Consider the following 15,822-nt stretch of genomic DNA (forward strand, 5'->3'; position numbering starts at 1 on the left):
GGTCAGCCGGGCCAGGCGGTCACCGACAGGAAGCGGATCGGCAGCTCGGCCAGGAGCCGGGGTCCGTGCGGTCCGGCGCCGTCGAACTGGAGGCAGTCACCGGGGGTGAGGGTGTAGCTGGACATGCCGTGGCCGTACACCATCTCGCCTTCCAGCATGTAGAGGAACTCGGTGCCGGGGTGCTGGAAGAGGGGGAAGACCTCGCTGGACTCGGTGAGGGTGACCAGGACCGGTTCCAGGCGCCGGTGCACGCCGCGGAGCGCGCCGAGCAGCCGGTAGTGGTGGCCCGCCCGGGTGCCGCGCCGGACGATCTCGGCGCCGTGCCCGGCCGGGGTGAACACGGCCTCGCTCTCCACGTCCACACCCCGGAACAGGGCGGTGACCGGGATCTCCAGGCCCTCGGCCAGGCGGGCCAGCGTGGTCAGGCTGCACGAGGTCTGGGCGTTCTCGATCTTGGAGAGCATGGCCTTGGAGAGCCCGGCCCGCCGCGCCAGCACGGCCGCGGACAGCCCGGCGGCCTGCCGGTACTCCCGGGTGCGCTGCGCGATGATCTCCTCGAGCGCGCCGGTCACCGCATCTCACCCGCGCCCCGGTACGGATGCGCGCTGGTCAGCGGCCGTCCTTCGGCGAAACGGCTCAGCCGGAAGTCCGGTAGCGCGGCCCCCGTGATCATCTCGGCCGCGATCCTGCCGACCGCCGGGGAGATCTTGAAACCGTGGCCGCTGAACCCGGCCGCGACGAACAATCCGTCCGGACCGGCCGGGCCGATGATCGGGTTGAAGTCGGGGGTGACGTCGTAGCAGCCCGCGTACGAGGTGACGAACGACACGTCGGGCAGGCCGGGGAAACGCCCGCTGAACCGGCCGGCCGCGCGTTCCAGATGCGGCCCGTCGGCCCGGTTGAGGTAACGGTCCGGGTCGGCCGGCTCCGGGTCGGCCAGGTCGCTGTTGCCGATCAGCAGCCTGCCGTCGGGCTCGGTCCGCACGTACTGCAGGCTGACCAGGTCGGAGAAGACCGGCACGTCCCCGACGGGCCGGCCGGGATCGGCGATCACGATCGGCTCGCGGACGGCCCGCACCGGCAGCTCCACCCCGGCGGGGGAGACCAGCGCGGTGGACCAGGCCCCGGCGGCCACCACCACGGTGCCGGCCCCGACCCGGCGGCCGTCGGCCAGCCGTACCCCCGTGACCCGGTCCCTTTCGGCGACCAGCGCGGCCACCGGCGTGTGCTGCAGGACGCGCGCGCCGCCGCGCCGCGCCGCCTCCGCGAAGTGCTGGCAGGTCCGGTACGCGTCCCCGTGCCCCCCGCGCGGCTCGTACGCGAAGACGGCGAAGTCCTCCGTCTCCAGCCCCGGCCACAGCCCCCGCACCTCGTCATGGCCGATCAGCGACACCTCGACCCCGAGACCCCGCTGAACCGCCACGTTCGCCCGCAGCGCCGCCTCGTTCTCCGGCCCGACCCCCACCACATATCCGGTACGGCGGAAGCCCAGCCCCGGCGTCTCCTCGAAGAAGCGCACCCCCTCCCAGGCCATCGCGGCCAGCAGCGGCACCCCGTAGTGGCAGCGCACGATGCCGCTGGACTTGCCGGTGCCCCCCGAACCGATCGTGCGCCGCTCCAGCACCAGCACGTCGCGGACGCCACGCCGGGTCAGGGCCGCCGCGATGGACATGCCCTCCAGGCCGCCGCCGACGATGACGACCTCGTGCGCGCTCATCGCCCGGGGATCCACTCGGTCCCGGCCAGCGGCACCCGCGCCATCGCCGCCGCCTCCACGGTCAGCGCGACCAGGTCCTCGGGTTCCAGATGGTGCACGTCGGCCTTGCCGCAGGCGCGCGCGAGCATGGTGGTCTCCATGGTGATCGCGCGCAGGTAGTTGGCCACCCGCTCGGCTCCGCGTACGGGATCGAGCCTGGCCTGAAGGGCCGGGGACTGGGTGGCGATGCCGACCGGGCAGCCGCCGGTGTGGCAGGCGGTGCAGCCGCCCGCGGTCGTGCCGAGCTCCGCGTACGAGGCCGGCCCGAAGTCGTGCACGGTGTCGTTGCAGCCGAGGGCGACCAGGGCGGCCATGCCGACGGAGACCGCGTCCGCGCCCAGGGCGAGCGCCTTGGCCACGTCGGCGCCGCTCCTGACGCCGCCCGAGACGATCAGTTTCACGTCGGGGAAGTCGGCCAGCGCGTCGGCGGCCAGCCGGACCGCGGCCAGGGTGGGGATGCCGGTGTGCTCGATGAAGACGTCCTGAGTCGCGCCGGTGCCGCCCTGCATGCCGTCCACCACGACCACGTCCGCGCCCGCCGTGGCGGCCAGGCGCACGTCGTGGTAGACCCGGGTCGCGCCGATCTTGACGAAGACCGGGACCCGCCAGTCCGTCGCCTCGCGCAGTTCCTCGATCTTGATGCGCAGGTCGTCGGGGCCGGTCCAGTCGGGGTGGCGGCAGGCCGAACGCTGGTCGATGCCCTCCGGCAGGGTGCGCATCGCGGCCACCCGGGGGCCCAGCTTCTGGCCCATCAGCATGCCGCCGCCGCCCGGCTTGGCGCCCTGGCCGAGCACCACCTCGATCGCGTCGGCCGCCCGCAGGTCGTCGGGGTTGAAGCCGTAGCGGGACGGCAGGCACTGGTAGACCAGCGTCTTGGAGCTCATCCGCTCCTCCGGCGTCATGCCGCCGTCGCCGGTCGTGGTCGCCGTGCCGACCTCGCTCGCGGCCCGGCCCAGCGCCTCCTTGGCCGGGGCCGACAGCGCGCCGAACGACATCCCGGCGATGGTGATCGGGATCTCCAGCACGACGGGGTCTCGGGCGTTGGCCGCCCCCAGGACCGTGCGCGTCGCGCACGCCTCCCGGTAGCCCTCCAGCGGGTAGCGGGAGGCGCTCGCGGTCAGGAACGTCAGGTCGTCGAAGGCAGGCACGGCACGGCGGGCGCCGCCGCCGCGGATCGGGTAGCGGCCGAGCCGGGCGCGTTCCCTGATCCCGTCGAAGCTGCTGTCGGAGCTCATGGGGTTCCCCAGTGGTAGAGCTGCCTGGCGGAGGCCACCCGGGTCACGTTCTCCGGGTCGATGTGGTCGAATCCGTGCTGTTTGGCCAGGCGGGCGACGAGTTCCACGTCCGCTTCCGCCAGCTCCTCGATCCGGGCGTCCGCGCCGAGGTCCCTGATCTTCCCGGCCACGTAGATGACCGCCTCGTACAGCGAGTCGCCGAGGCCGCGCCCGGCGTCGCCGCCGATCAGGATCGTCCCGGCCTGGGCCATGAAGCCGCAGTGGTCGCCCACGTCGCCGGCCACCAGCACGGTGCCGCCCTTCAGCGAGATGCCCGCGCGCAGCGAGGCGGAGCCGTGCACGACGACCGTGCCGCCGTGCGCGCAGGAGCCCAGGCTCTGCGAGGCGTCGCCGTCCACCCGGACCAGGCCGGACATCAGGTTCTCCCCGGCGCCCCAGCCGGCCGTGCCGCGCACCAGCACGGTGGCGTCGCGGCCCAGCCCGCCCGCGTAGTAGCCCGCCGTGCCGTCGATCTCGACGGTGATCGCCTCGGTCAGGCCGACCGCCAGGTTGTGCCGTCCGGCCGGGCTGGCCAGCCGGGCCGACGCCCCCGCGGGCAGCGCGCGGAGCGCGGCGTTGGCGTCCCGTACGGACGTGACGCTCAGGTCGATGTCCACAGGTAGACCTCCTCCGGCTCGGGTTCGTAGACGCGGGCGGCCGCGATGCCGGGGAGCACGGCGAGGGCGCGGTACTCCGAGGCCATCGCCACCCAGCCGGCGGTCTCGGCGATGATCGCGGGTTTGCAGGCGATGACGTCCCGGACCACGGCGAAGGCGTCCGGCGTCTGCACGGCCAGCGTGTAGAAGCCGTCGAACCGCTCACAGAGCAGCCGCAGCGCCTTCTCCAGGCCGTCGCCCTCCGCCATCCGGTACGCGAGGAACCTGGCCGCCACCTCGGAGTCGTTGTCGCTGTCGAAGGGGACGCCGCGGGCGAGCAGTTCGCGGCGGATGGTGGCGTGGTTGGCGAAGGAGCCGTTGTGCACCAGGCTGAGGCCGTCGCCGACGACGAACGGGTGGCAGTGCGCGGCGGTGATGGCCGACTCGGTCGCCATCCGGGTGTGCGCCACCGCCTGCGTGCCCGCCATCTCGCGCAACCGCCACTCGGCGGCGAGCGCGGCCGGATGCCCGACCCCCTTGAGCACCCTCACATCCGGATAAATCGTGATCCCGGCAGAGTCGGGGCCGCGTTCGGCGACCTGGGCCATCATGGCGGCCATCAGCTCCCCCAGCCGGGGGCGCAGGTCCGCGTCCCGGAGCTGGAGCGCGGTGATGCCGCACATCAGAAGGCCGTCAGGTACGCGTCGAGCTCCCACGGCGTCACCGTGTTGTGCCAGGAGAAGAACTCCTCCCGCTTGCGTCCCGCGTAGTACGCCGCCACGTCCGCGCCGAGCACGCCGGTCACCACCGGGTCCCGCTCCAGCGCCTCCACCGCGTGTAGCAGCGTCACCGGCAGTTCGGCCGCCGAGTCCGCGAACCGTCCAGGCCCGCTGGGATCGCCCGGATCCAGGTCCCGCTCGATCCCGTCCAGACCGGCCGCCAGCACCGCCGCGATCGCCAGGTACGGATTGGCCGACCCGTCGCCCCCGCGCAGCTCCACCCGGTCGCCCTCCGGAACCCGCAGCAGGTGGGTACGGTCGTTGCCGCCGTAGCTCGCCCGTTTCGGCGACCAGGTGGCGCCCGAGCTGGTCGTGGCCGCGCCCCGCCGCTTGTAGGAGTTGACCGTCGGCGCGATCACCCCGTGCAGCCCGGCCGCGTGGTCGAGCACGCCGGCCACGAAGGCGTACGCCAGCTTGGAGAGCCCGAGCCCGCGCGGGTCGTCGTCGCCGGGGAAGAGCGGGGTCTCGCCGTCCCAGAGGGAGAGGTGCAGGTGCAGGCCGCTGCCGGTGCGGTCGGTGAACGGCTTGGGCATGAAGGTGGCGATCATGTCCTGGCGTTCGGCCAGCATGTGCAGGAGATACCGGAGCGTGATCACGCGGTCGGCGGTGGTGAGCGCGTCGGCGAACCGGAAGTTCTGCTCGAACTGGCCGTTGGCGTCCTCGTGGTCGTTGGCGTAGTTGCCCCAGCCGAGGGCGTTCATCGCGGTCGAGACGGTGGTCAGATGGTCGTACATGCGGGTGACCCCGCGCGCGTCGTAACACGGCTGGGCGGCCGCGTCCCGAGCATCCGCGACCACCACATTCCCCGAAATATCCCGCTGAAGCAGGAAATATTCGACTTCGGCTCCTACATACGGGGTGTACGGCATACGCGCTAATAACCGGCGCAGAATCACCCGCGGCGCGTACGGCCACGGCTCTCCGTTCACATGCGGATCGCAGTGCACCAGCGCCAGCCCCTCCCGCAGGAAGGGCAACGGCGTATACGACCCCACATCCGGAATCGCCATGATGTCCGGATCGTACGGCTGCTGCCCGAGCGCGCCCGCCGCGTATCCGGCGAAGCCGACCCCGTCGGCCTCCAGGGCGTCCACCGCCTCCACCGGCACCAGCTTGGCGCAGGGTTTCCCGGTCAGGTCGACGAACGTGGCCAGGATGAACCGCACACCGTCGGCCCTGGTCAGATCTCCGAGCGAGGTCGCCATGGGGGCTCCCGTTCACTGTTGCTCACCGGCGTTGAAGCAAAGTGAACAACCGCCTTGTTGCCCCGGAATGGCCCTCCTGTTTCGACCCTGTTTCCCGGCCGTCCGCGTAAAAGTACCGATTCGGCGGGGAACCGGTTCGGCGTGCGGGGGCGTACAGGGAGGCGTCGGAAATCCGTGGTGAGATGAGCTTTCGTGGAGTGGGGATGAAGCTGTCCGGTCCTGTCGTGATGGACGAGTTCGAGCAGGTGGTCACCCGGGAGGAGCCCGAGACCGGGCTGCGGGCGATCATCGCCGTGCACAGCACGGCACGCGGTCCCGCGCTCGGCGGGGTACGCATGTGGCCGTACCCCGGGCACGCCGCCGCGCTGGACGACTGCCTGCGGCTGGCCCGCGCGATGACCCGCAAGACGGCCGCCGCCGGACTGCGGCTCGGCGGCGGCAAGAGCGTGATCATCGGCGACTCCGCCACGGACAAGACGACGGAGCTGCTGCGCGCGCACGGCCGGTTCATCCAGTCGCTCGGCGGCAGATACGTCCCCGGCATCGACGTCGGCACGGGCGCCGAGGAGATGCGCGTCATCGGCACCGAGGCCGCGACCGTCACCTGCACCGAGGGCGACCCCTCCTACCTGACCGCGCTCGGCGCGTTCGCCGGCATCACCGCCGCGGTCGAGCACGTGTACGGCTCCGCCGACCTGTCCGGCCGGACGGCGGTCGTCCAGGGTGTCGGCCACGTCGGCCACCACCTGGCCCGCCTGCTCACCAAGGCGTCGGCCGCCGTGCTGGTCACCGACGTCGTCCGGTCACGCGCCGAAACCCTGGCGGCCGAGATCGGCGCCGGCGTACTGGAGCCGGAGGAGGCCCTGGCCACCCGGTGCGACGTGCTCGCGCCGTGCGCCCTCGGCGAGGTGGTGAACCCGGCCACCATGCCCGCCTTGCGGTGCGAGATCCTCGCGGGCGTCGCCAACAACGTCCTGTCCCAGGACGACCTGGCCACGCCGCTCGCCGCCCGCGGCATCACCTTCGTCCCCGACTTCATCCTCAGCGCCGGCGGGATCACCTTCCTGGACGAGCAACTCCGGGGCGGCGACGAGCGCTCCGCGGTGCCGCGCGTCCTGGAGATCGGCCCCCGGGTCGGATCGATCCTCGCCGAGGCCCGCGCCGCCGCCGTCACCCCCCTGGACGCGGCCACGGCACTGGCCGAAGAACGCCTCCGCCTGTCCGGCCCCACGCCAATCGACCGCGGAACCACTCGCTGACCTGCGCGCCGGTGAGGATCGCCTTTGCGGTGCTCGCGCCGGCGGCGTGTCAGTTACTGTCAGTCGCGGCCAGCACCGACAGGGTCTGGCCGTCCGAGGTGACGGCGGCCAGCCCGATGTCCCACGCGATCCGCTTGAACCACCCCGAGTCCGCCCCGAAGGTGAACCAGGCGCACTGCCCGGCCCGCTCCTCGACCTCGGCGGCCGTCGCGCCCTCCGGGGCGGCGGAGAGGCCGGCGAGGGAACGCCACGCTGCCAGCCGCCCGTAGGCGCCCCGGAGCCCGGAGTTGTAGGCCCCTCCTGTCGACGCGGCGGAGAAGAGCAGCCGCCAGGCACGGTCGGGCCTACCGGGGACGATCGTCGCGGGCTTCCCCTCCAGGCAGGCCAGCCCCAGTTCGGCGAACCCGCCGAGCGGCCCCGCCAGGGCGTACGTCCGCGCCTCGACGCGGCCGCGGGACTCCTCGGCCCAGTTGGCCACGGCGGCGGCGATCAGCGCGGCGGCCACGTCCGTGGTGGTCTCGGTGACCCGCGTGGCCGCCTCGGACGGCACACCCGGCTCTTTGGGGATCCCCGACCAGAACGGGACGCTCCGGCCCCGGACACTGTACTGAGGCAGGGGCGGTTCCCCTTCGACGGCACGCAGGGTCAGCGGCAGCCACGACAGCGGGTGGGACAGCCAGTCCGGCGAGGCCAGCCAGCCGCGCACGCCGGGGATCTCCTCGACCGCCGCCTTCCGGAGCACCAGCTCCTGAACCAGGCAGGCACGCAGATCGGCCGGGACGTCACCGCCGGAGAAGGCGGCCGCCAGTTCTCCCGCCGGATGGCAGGCCGCCAGCAACTCCATCCCGTGGCGCCCCAGCTCCGGAGTGTCCGTCTGATACGCCGAGACCAGCCGCAATGTCTGGGACACCGCCTCCACGCCGGGCGCGAAGGCCAGCAGCCGCAACAGATGGCGGCGCACACTCCGTGCCTGCCACATCCGGGGATCGTCAGGCCCGGCGAGGGCGATACCGAGGTCCGCGACGAATGCGGCGTCCCCCCGGGCGAGCCGTTCCTCAGCCGTCGCCCACACGCCGGTGACCTTCGTCATGGCCGGTAACGCGGCGACAATCTTCGCGATCTCGTCGGTCACCTCACCCAGCATAGGTGTGCCGAACGCTCCGGCTACGCCGCTCCGGTGATCATCTCGGGCCAGAACTCCCGGTAGCGGCCGGAGTGGAAGACGAGTGGCTCCCCCTCCGCCCGCTGGTAGCCCTCCACCGCTCCGACGAAGATGTGGTGGTCGCCGCCGTCGTGGACGCGTTCCGTACGGCAGACGAAGCTGGCCAGGGTCCCGGCGAGTATCGGCAGGGGAGTGCCGAGCAACTCGACCCCGGCGAACTTGTCGGTCGAGGGTGTGGCGAAGCGCCTGGACAGGTGGTCCTGGCCGGCGGCGAGGACGTTGACGGCGAACCGCCCGGCCCGCAGGAAGAGCGGCGCGCTGGGCGCCCGGTTCGACAGGCACCAGAGCGCCAGCGGCGGATCGAGCGAGACCGAGGTGAAGGAGTTGACGGTCACACCGGCCCGCTCCCCGTCGTCGGTGACCGTCGTGATCACCGCCACTCCGGTCGCGAACTGCCCGAAGGCCTCACGGAGCGATCTCATGCCGCGACCCTGCTCAGGTAGGCGTCGGCTCGGCCGGCGTCCATGAACCAGTCGGCGTAGTCGGCCGGGTCGTCGAAGCCGTTGACGAACCGGGAGGCGATCTCCGGGCGTTGCCCGGCGGCGCCCAGGAGCGCCAGGTGGTGGGGTTCGGCCGGCGCCAGCAGCGCGTTGGTCCAGTCCGTGACGTGCCGCGCCTGAGCCCAGAAGAGGTCGAAGGTCCGCCGCATCCAGTCCGCGTCGAAGGGCTGCGCGCCCCGGTCCAGGATGGCCCGCAGGTAGGTGGCGGCGCACTTGGCGGCGTTGTTGCTGCCCTGCCCGGTGATCGGGTCGTTGAGCACCACGACGTCGGCGACGCCGAGCACCGGTGCGCCGGAGGGCAGAACGGCGACAGGGTGGCGAACCGTGGGGGCGAAGCGGCCGGTCAGGACCGCGTTGGCGTCGGTGAGCTCGATCCCGGCGCAGCGCTCGGCCTCCCACGGGAAGAAGGTCTCCAGGATGCGGCGGCTGCGCGCCAGATGCTCGGCGGGGCCGCGTACGTCGCCCCAGCAGTCCATGGGACCGCCCGGCACGCCCTCGAACACCATGATCTCGCAGGGGCCGGTGTGCGTGAGCGCGGGGAAGACGAAGTACTCGCCCACACCGGGGAGCAGATTGAAGCAGACCGCCGAGTGATCGGGGCGGGGAGCGAGACCGTGGACGTAGGTGACCGCCAGCGCGCGCTGCGGAACGGCGTACGGGGAGCGCGCGGGGTCCCGCTCGAAGAGCGCGGCGATCTGTCCCTTCCCCGCGGCGACGAGGACCAGGTCGTACCGGGCGGCATAGCTCTCCAGGTCCGCGGGGGTGGCGTCGTGCAGGACGAGCTTGCCGCCGAGCCGTTCGAACTCGCCCAGCCAGGCCGGCATCTTCAGCCGCTGGTCGACCGAGCGGGCCGGGACGTCCAGCCGCGCCGCCCAGTCGAGCGCCTTGCCGCCCTCCGGGCTCGGAACCGTGAGCGCGATGCCCTCGATGGGCGGGCAGACGTCGGCCCACCGGTCCAGGCCGAGCGTACGCTCATGGGCCTGCGCGGTGCCGAACATGGCCTGGCCGGACATCACCCGGCCGTCGCGGATGTCCTCGGGGGTGCGGTTGGAGATCACGGTGACGTCGTAGCCGTGCTGGAGCAGGCCGATGGCCAGGTGGAGGCCGGCCTGACCGGCGCCGACGATGAGGATGTCGCGCATGGTGATGTGTTCCTTCGGTGTCAGGAGTGGAGGTTGCGATCGGCGCCTGACAAGAAAGGTACGGCCGGCCCGTCCGCCCGGGCCATCCGCTGAGCGCGGATCTCATCCACCTGACGCCGAACCCCGGCGCAACGTCTCCGACGGCGGCAGCCCGTACTTCTCGCGGTACTGGGCGGCGAAGCGTCCCTGGTGCAGGAAGCCCCATCGGGCGGCCACCGTGGTCACCGTGGCCCTGGCGGGATCGGCCGTCCTGAGCTCGTCGTGCACCCGGGCCAGCCGTACCTGCCTGAGGTAGGCCGTCGGGGTCAGGCCGAGATGCGCGCGGAAACCCTCCTGGAGCGAGCGGCTGCTGACCGCGACGGCGCCGGCGATGTCGGAGGTGGTGAGCGGGAGGTACGCGTGCTCATGGATGAACTCCATCGCCCGACGTACGACCTTCGGCAGCGCGGCGGGTCTGGGCGCCGTCAGCCGCTCGAGGTAGGTGGAGGGCTGCATGGTCAGCAGCAGGGTGATCAGGGCGTTCTCCAGGTGCGCGACGGCCAGCGGATAGCCGGTCAGCCCGTCGTCGCGTTCGGCCTCCCTGACGAGCAGGTCGGCCATGTCCCGCCAGGACCGGGTCCAGCCCGTCGTCAGGTCCACGCCGAGGTCGAAGACGACCGGACCGTTGAGCTGTTCGCCGAGCATCTGCTCCAGCGAGCGCTCGATGGAGGCGCGCTCGAACTTGATCACCAACTGGGGGCAGCCCGCCGCCCAGCGCATGTCGAGGTGGCGGGTCGGCGAGGGCAGCGCGGCCAGCGACGGGGTGGAGACGATCTCCTCGCCGCCGGCGCGGATCAGGCTGCGCCCGGCGAGCGGGATCATGACCAGGAAGAACGTGTCGAGGTCGCCCGGTTCGATGTGCACGTCCGCCCCGTAGTCGAGGTAGCTGACGCGGACCGAGCCGAGCTGGACGGAGTTGAACCGGGCCGACAGCAGGTCCGCGTCCCCGGCCAGGTCCAGCCGGTGCGGGCAGAACACCTTGGCGACCTCGCCGCGGATCTCGTCGAGGTCGGAGCTGGCGAAGACGGCACGATTGCTGAGGAGCACACCGGATGATCGTCATTCTCGACCCCGGTGTTCCATGAAAAAGGACGCACAAGAGCCAGACCTCCGCTGACCGGAGGCCGGTCCGTCAGATTCGATGAGTTCAGACGGCGCCGTTGACATATCAAATGAACGCTTTTTTAATTCACGCATGGGGCGCGTCGCGGGAGTGACCGCCGCCGAGACCCGGGAGCGTTTGCTGCGGGCGGCGGCCGAGGTGTTCGCCGCACGCGGGTACGACGGCACCCGGGTTGCCGACATCGCCGCCGCGGCGGGCGTGAGCAACGGCGCGATGTACGCGCATTTCGGGTCGAAGGCGGAACTGCTGACCGCCGCCCTGCGTGCGCACGGGCGGCGGCTGCTCGCGGACCTGTTCGCCGCCGACCCGGACCGCTCGATCACCGAACTGCTCCTCGTGATCGGCCGGGGGCTGCCGCGCCGCCGCGACCCCGGCCGGCATCTCATCGTGGAGGCCCTGGTGGCGGCCCGCCGGGACCGGGAGGTCGCCGGCCCGGCCCGCGCGTACGTCGGCGAGCGCGCCGACTGGCTGGCCGAGCTCGTGCGGGCCGGTCAGGCCGACGGGGAGCTCGACTCCGCGGTGTCGCCGGACGCGCTCGCGCACCTCTGCCTGCTGCTCGCGATGGGCAGCGCGCTGATCACGCCGGAACTGCACGGGGTGGACGACGCCGAGTGGACCGCGCTGCTGACCCGGCTCGCCACCGCGCTCGCCCCAGCCGCAGAGACAGCCGCAGAAACAGCCGCCGAGAAAGCCGACACAGCCGTATCGAGGGGAGCCCCGCAGTGAAAGTCAAGATCGACTCGGAGCGCTGCCACGGGCACGGCCGCTGCTACGACCTCGCCCCCGGCCTGTTCACCGACGACGACGAGGGCTACGGGCAGGTCGCCGGGGACGGCTCGGTGCCGCCGGAGAGCGAGCGCGCGGCCCGGCTGGCGGTGGCCAACTGCCCCGAACGGGCGATCGAGATCCTCTAGGAGAGCGCGCATGACCGTCGACGACCGCTTCCGGCAGGACTACCAGGACACGGTGCGGGACCGGCCCCCCGGCGTCCGCAACGAGATCATCACCGGGCCCGTCTCGGACTGGGCGACCGACTTCTCCCACGCCGAGCCCGAGTGGGCGGCCGATCCGTACCCGATCCAGGACGAGCTGCGGTCACGCTGCCCGATCGCGCGCACCGAGCGGTTCGGCGGCGGATGGCTGCCCACCCGGTACGAGGACGTCGCGTCCATCGCGTACGACACGGAACGTTTCTCGTCGCGGGCGATCATCATGAGCAACTTCCGGCCACCCAAGGAGGCGGCCCCGGTGGGCGGCTCGCCGCCGATCTCGTCCGATCCGCCGTTCCACCACCACGCGCGCAAGCTCCTGCTCCCGGCGTTCACGAAGAGCGCGGTCACCCAGCGGGAGGAAGCGACCCGGGCGTTCTGCCACCGGCTCATCGACGCGCTGGAGGGGAAGGAGGTCGTCGACGCCGCCCGCGACTACGCCCAGCACATCCCCATGCGGGTCATCGCCGACATGCTCGGCTTCCCGCCCGAGGACGGGCCGAGGTTCCGCGTCTTCATCGAGAACCTCCTCGAAGGCATCAACCTCCCGCCCGAGGAGCGCACCGCCCGCGTGGAGAGCCTGTACGACTACCTGCTCGACCAGATCCGCGACCACGTGGAGCGGCCGCGCGACGACCTCACCACCTACCTGGTCGACGCCGAACTGGGCGGGCAGAAGCTCCACCCGTCCCACGTGGCGGGCACGATGGCGCTCCTGCTCATCGCCGGCATCGACACCACCTGGAGCGCCATCGGCGCCTCGCTCTGGCACCTGGCCCGCACCCCGGCCGACCGCGAACGCCTGGTCGCCGACCCCGGCCTGCTGCCGACCGCGATGGAGGAGTTCCTCCGGGCGTACGCCCCGGTGACCATGGCCCGCCTGGTCAGGGAGGACATGCGCTGGCAGGGCGTCGACATGAAGGCCGACGACTGGATCCTGCTGTCCTTCCCCGCCGCCAACCGCGACCCGGCCCAGTTCGACCGGGCGGGCGAGGTCGTCATCGACCGGGAGGTCAACCGGCACGCCGCGTTCGGCCTGGGCATCCACCGCTGCGTGGGCTCCCACCTGGCGCGCATGGAGTTACGCGTCGCGCTGGAGGTCTGGCTGGAGCGTTTCCCGGTCTTCGGCCTCGCCGACCCGGCCGCGGTCACCTGGGCCACGGGACAGGTACGCGGCCCGCGTACCCTCCCGCTGCGCATCGGCTAGCGCTGGATGGACTTGGTCTCCAGGAACTCGTCGATGCCCTGGCGGCCGAACTCGCGGCCGTTGCCGGACTGCTTGTAGCCGCCGAAGGGCGCGAGGGGGTTCCATTCGGCGCCGTTGATGTCGACCTGGCCGGTGCGCATCCGGCGGGCGACGCCGAGCGCGCGTTCCTCGCTGCCGAAGACCGCGCCGGTGAGGCCGTACACGGTGCTGTTGGCGATCTCGACGGCCTGGTCGTCGTCCGCGTACGGGATGATCGTCAGGACGGGGCCGAAGATCTCCTCCTGGGCGATCACGGATGCCGGGTCCACGTCGGCGAAGACCGTCGGCCGTGCGTACGCGCCCGAGTCGAAGCCGGCGGGCCTGCCGGGGCCGCCGAACGCGAGGGTGGCGCCGTCGGCGACGCCCCGCTCGATGTAGCCGTCGACGCGGCGGCGGTGCGCCTCCGACGCCAGCGGTCCGACGCGCGTGGCCTCGTCGGCGGGGTCGCCGACGGTGTACTCGGCCGCGGCGGCCACGACCATCTCGACGATCTCGTCGTGCCGCGCCGCGGGGACGAGCATGCGCGGCCACCCGCCGCACACCTGGCCGCCGTTGGCGAACGCGATGGCCACCCCGTGCGGTACGGCCCTGGCCAGGTCGGCGTCGTCCAGGATCACGTTCGCGGACTTGCCGCCGAGCTCCAGCGCCACCCGCTTGACGGTCTCCGCCGCGACGGCCGAGATGCGCCGGCCCGCCCGGGTGGAGCCGGTGAACGACACCATGTCGATGCCCGGATGCGCCGAGATGGCCTCGCCGACGACCGGGCCCGTGCCGTGCACGACGTTGAACACGCCCGCGGGCAGCCCCGCGTCGGCGGCGATCTCGGCGAGGATGCCGGCGGTCAGCGGCGCGATCTCGGAGGGCTTGAGGACCATGGTGTTGCCCGCCACCAGGGCGGGGGCCAGCTTGGAGACGACCTGCTGCAGCGGGAAGTTCCACGGGGTGATGGCGCCGACGACGCCGACCGGCTCCCGGACGACGAGGGAGTGCCCGATCTCCTCCGTCCACGGGAAGTCCTCGGCGATGGCCGCGACGGAGGCGGCCACCCTGACCGGGAAGGCGGCCTGCGCGAAGCGGGAGAGGCTGATCGGGGCGCCCATCTCGGCGGTGATGGTGGCGGCGATCTCCTCAGACCGGTCGCGCAGGCCCTCGGAGACGCGGCGCACGATCGCGGCCCGTTCGGCGACGCCGGTCGCGGCCCAGCGGGGGAACGCGGCCGTCGCGGCGGCGACAGCCTGGTCCACATCGGCGGCGGTGCCCGCCGGCACCCGGGCGACGACCTCCTCGGTCGCCGGATTCACCACGTCGATCGTTTCGCCGGATCCGGCGACGGCGACGCCGCCGATCCAGTGGGAGTTCATCGTTGTTGTGCTCATGCCCTCGAGCGTGCCGCCGGCGACTGGCCGGATCCATGTACTCCCAATCCAGGGATCCGCCGGGCCGTGACCGGTGTCACGTCATCGGCGATGACGCACCCGCCCCGGGTCGCCGTCGATTGGATCACGCCGGACAGGAGCCGGCAGGCCGACGCCGGCGCCGCTCCCGTGCGGGAACGACGCCGGCGCGCGGCTTCGATCAGGTCGCCTCTTCAGTCACCGGGTAGGCGTCGAGACGACGCCGGTGTGCGGCTTCGATCAGGCGGCGAGACCCCCTACGGGCTCAAGCGCTCCGACAGAGTGGACCGGCCGCTCTTGGCGCCGGTGCGGCGAGTGGCGTCACCCGCGTCAACGGCACCGGACAACGGTGAGAACCCGGTCCGTCTCAGCCCCAGGGATTGAACGGGACGGCCGCAGGCTTGGCCTTGCTGAGTTCCCATTCGAAATTGCCGTTCTTGAGCCCGAAGCTGGCCGAACCGAAGTCGTACCAGGTGAGCGCGTCACGGTGCTGCTGCGGCAGCCAGTCCCAGTTGACCAGCTTCGGGAACTGCCACCAGCCCTTGTGGTTCTCCGGCTGCTCGCCCCAGTCCGCGAACCGGAACGCGTGCGTGCCGCCGCCGTCCTTGTGATAAACGATCGTGGGGTGCGTGCCGCCATCGTCCCAGCGGACGTTGTTTCGATGGCGGATATTGTAATTGCCGTGCGCGGACGCGGAAACCCAGTCCGCCCAGCCGTTCTGGACCCACACCACGACGTGCTCCCAGTCGTGCCGATGCCCGCAGATGGAACAGCCCGGTAGAGTGGTCTGGTCCTTTTCGAAATATACGGCGTACATGTACGCGCACCAGCCGTTGTTGCATTTGACCCGCGAATAGATGTTGGCCTCGTCGAGATCCCAGGGGTCGTGGCAGTTCGCGTTGATGTAGCCGGTGGTGGGCAGGCCCGGGTTGATCTGCGCGTACTGCCAGCCGATGGCGGCGGTGGGGTAACAGCCGTCCCAGTCGTAGTCGAAGGCCGGCTCGTACCAGCGGTGCTCCCACGGCGCGTTCCAGTCGTATCCGACCGGCGGATCCGCGAGGGCCGGACTGGGAACGACGAGGACGATCGCCAGGCCCGCCAGGGCGGCGCGAATGGCGAACGAGAATCGTCCGGACCGGCGGCGGCGACCGGCAGGCGGCCCGCCGCGTGAGACCAGTCGAGCGAGTAATTCCCGTACTTGGCTTCGCACGTTCTCCTCCTTCATTACATCGGTGAGTGCCATACCGGTAAGGTAGGAAAACGGCTTTTGTATTCGCATCCGTATCACCCTGGTGCGC

General features: G+C 71.9%; 16 protein-coding genes. 4 read left to right on the forward strand and 12 right to left on the reverse strand.

Translation table 11 applies throughout. The features are described 5' to 3' along the window. Nucleotides 1–2: 2 nt before the first annotated feature. The 6 genes from Aph01nite_RS19955 to glnT are packed head-to-tail and all read right to left on the reverse strand — an operon-like array spanning nt 3 to nt 5,610. Nucleotides 3–572, reverse strand: a complete 570-nt coding sequence (locus Aph01nite_RS19955) for a helix-turn-helix domain-containing protein (protein WP_239161824.1) — start codon at nt 570–572, stop codon at nt 3–5. Continuing rightward, on the reverse strand, nt 569–1,717 hold the full coding sequence (locus tag Aph01nite_RS19960; protein WP_204042440.1) for an NAD(P)/FAD-dependent oxidoreductase: 1,149 nt from the start codon (nt 1,715–1,717) through the stop codon (nt 569–571). Before Aph01nite_RS19960 ends, Aph01nite_RS19955 begins: the two co-directional genes overlap by 4 nt. Next, complete coding sequence (locus Aph01nite_RS19965; protein ID WP_204042441.1) at nt 1,714–2,991, reverse strand: FMN-binding glutamate synthase family protein; 1,278 nt, start codon at nt 2,989–2,991, stop codon at nt 1,714–1,716. The genes Aph01nite_RS19960 and Aph01nite_RS19965 overlap by 4 nt, the downstream gene beginning before the upstream one ends. Then, nucleotides 2,988–3,647, reverse strand: a complete 660-nt coding sequence (locus Aph01nite_RS19970; protein WP_204042442.1) for a GltB/FmdC/FwdC-like GXGXG domain-containing protein — start codon at nt 3,645–3,647, stop codon at nt 2,988–2,990. The genes Aph01nite_RS19965 and Aph01nite_RS19970 overlap by 4 nt, the downstream gene beginning before the upstream one ends. Beyond that, a complete protein-coding gene (locus Aph01nite_RS19975) occupies nt 3,632–4,309 on the reverse strand; it encodes a class II glutamine amidotransferase domain-containing protein (RefSeq protein WP_204042443.1) in 678 nt (225 codons plus the stop codon). The genes Aph01nite_RS19970 and Aph01nite_RS19975 overlap by 16 nt, the downstream gene beginning before the upstream one ends. After that, the gene (gene glnT / locus Aph01nite_RS19980; RefSeq protein ID WP_204042444.1) at nt 4,309–5,610 is read right to left on the reverse strand and encodes a type III glutamate--ammonia ligase; all 1,302 of its coding nucleotides are present in this window, start codon (nt 5,608–5,610) and stop codon (nt 4,309–4,311) included. Before glnT ends, Aph01nite_RS19975 begins: the two co-directional genes overlap by 1 nt. 203 nt (nt 5,611–5,813) lie before the next feature. On the opposite strand from glnT, the gene Aph01nite_RS19985 reads away from it, so the two are divergent. After that, nucleotides 5,814–6,869, forward strand: a complete 1,056-nt coding sequence (locus Aph01nite_RS19985; RefSeq protein ID WP_204042445.1) for a Glu/Leu/Phe/Val family dehydrogenase — start codon at nt 5,814–5,816, stop codon at nt 6,867–6,869. A gap of 49 nt (nt 6,870–6,918) precedes the next feature. On the opposite strand, the gene Aph01nite_RS19990 is transcribed toward Aph01nite_RS19985, so the two are convergent. The 4 genes from Aph01nite_RS19990 to Aph01nite_RS20005 form a co-directional block, all read right to left on the reverse strand. Further along, entirely contained in the window at nt 6,919–8,001 is a 1,083-nt protein-coding gene (locus Aph01nite_RS19990; RefSeq protein ID WP_204042446.1) for a DUF6183 family protein, read from the reverse strand. Nucleotides 8,002–8,033: 32 nt separating this feature from the next. Continuing rightward, entirely contained in the window at nt 8,034–8,513 is a 480-nt protein-coding gene (locus Aph01nite_RS19995; RefSeq protein ID WP_204042447.1) for a flavin reductase family protein, read from the reverse strand. Then, entirely contained in the window at nt 8,510–9,733 is a 1,224-nt protein-coding gene (locus Aph01nite_RS20000) for a styrene monooxygenase/indole monooxygenase family protein (RefSeq protein WP_204042448.1), read from the reverse strand. The genes Aph01nite_RS19995 and Aph01nite_RS20000 overlap by 4 nt, the downstream gene beginning before the upstream one ends. A 102-nt stretch (nt 9,734–9,835) precedes the next feature. Next, nucleotides 9,836–10,819: an AraC family transcriptional regulator gene (locus Aph01nite_RS20005; protein WP_204042449.1), complete on the reverse strand. Its 984-nt coding sequence runs from the start codon at nt 10,817–10,819 to the stop codon at nt 9,836–9,838. Nucleotides 10,820–10,967: 148 nt separating this feature from the next. Between Aph01nite_RS20005 and Aph01nite_RS20010 the strand changes: the two genes are divergently transcribed. Genes Aph01nite_RS20010 through Aph01nite_RS20020 form a run of 3 tightly spaced genes read left to right on the forward strand, consistent with a single transcriptional unit; the run spans nt 10,968 to nt 13,091 of the window. Then, nucleotides 10,968–11,621, forward strand: coding sequence for a TetR family transcriptional regulator (locus Aph01nite_RS20010; RefSeq protein WP_204042450.1), 654 nt, complete (start codon nt 10,968–10,970; stop codon nt 11,619–11,621). After that, nucleotides 11,618–11,809 (forward strand): ferredoxin, encoded by a 192-nt coding sequence (locus Aph01nite_RS20015; RefSeq protein WP_204042451.1) that lies wholly within the window; start codon nt 11,618–11,620, stop codon nt 11,807–11,809. The genes Aph01nite_RS20010 and Aph01nite_RS20015 overlap by 4 nt, the downstream gene beginning before the upstream one ends. A 10-nt stretch (nt 11,810–11,819) precedes the next feature. Next, entirely contained in the window at nt 11,820–13,091 is a 1,272-nt protein-coding gene (locus Aph01nite_RS20020) for a cytochrome P450 (RefSeq protein WP_204042452.1), read from the forward strand. On the opposite strand, the gene Aph01nite_RS20025 is transcribed toward Aph01nite_RS20020, so the two are convergent. Continuing rightward, on the reverse strand, nt 13,088–14,491 hold the full coding sequence (locus tag Aph01nite_RS20025; protein WP_204042519.1) for an aldehyde dehydrogenase family protein: 1,404 nt from the start codon (nt 14,489–14,491) through the stop codon (nt 13,088–13,090). The genes Aph01nite_RS20020 and Aph01nite_RS20025 overlap by 4 nt on opposite strands. Nucleotides 14,492–14,891: 400 nt before the next feature. Then, nucleotides 14,892–15,767, reverse strand: a complete 876-nt coding sequence (locus Aph01nite_RS20030) for an NPP1 family protein (RefSeq protein WP_239161825.1) — start codon at nt 15,765–15,767, stop codon at nt 14,892–14,894. Between the last annotated feature and the right edge of the window lie 55 nt (nt 15,768–15,822).

The organism is Acrocarpospora phusangensis, from assembly GCF_016862995.1.
GTDB classification, from domain to species: Bacteria; Actinomycetota; Actinomycetes; order Streptosporangiales; family Streptosporangiaceae; genus Acrocarpospora; species Acrocarpospora phusangensis.